The sequence below is a fragment of the Mitsuaria sp. WAJ17 genome (assembly GCF_014174515.1).
Classification (GTDB): domain Bacteria; phylum Pseudomonadota; class Gammaproteobacteria; order Burkholderiales; family Burkholderiaceae_C; genus Roseateles_B.
Window position 1 is genome coordinate 1 of record NZ_JACJUG010000128.1, and the last position, 390, is coordinate 390.

General features: G+C 61.0%; 1 pseudogene. It reads right to left on the bottom strand.

Features of this window, described 5'->3' with window-relative positions:
• Positions 1 to 133: 133 nt before the first annotated feature.
• Positions 134 to 390 (bottom strand): annotated as a pseudogene (locus H5407_RS23690) (hypothetical protein); the annotation flags it as partial.

The following is a 390-nucleotide window of genomic DNA, read 5'->3' on the forward strand; positions in this document are numbered from 1 at the left end:
ACGAGGGACTTCCATCGGCTTGGAAAGGCCGCGATCAGTCGCCCCTCGGAGATGCCAAACTTCTCGACGATGTAGCTGAAGTCGCGATAAGACGCTGCAACCGCGGCCGGATCCACTGCGATTTCCTTGAACATCAGAACAGCTCCGCGCCACGTTCGTCGAAGAAGCCCTGCGGCCATGGCTTGGCGAAGTCGCCGTCCTTGGTCACCGGGATCTCGTCGATGGTCACCGCACCGTTGCGCTTGCTGAGGCAGTAGACGCCGATCAGAGCAGGCGACAGCGGCTGATCAATCACCTTGATGGTCATTTCGGCGGCTTCGCGGATGCGGCGCAGCAGACGCAGGATCAGGTGCTCGCTGTGCGTCTCGATGAGGAACGACAGCCCTTGGT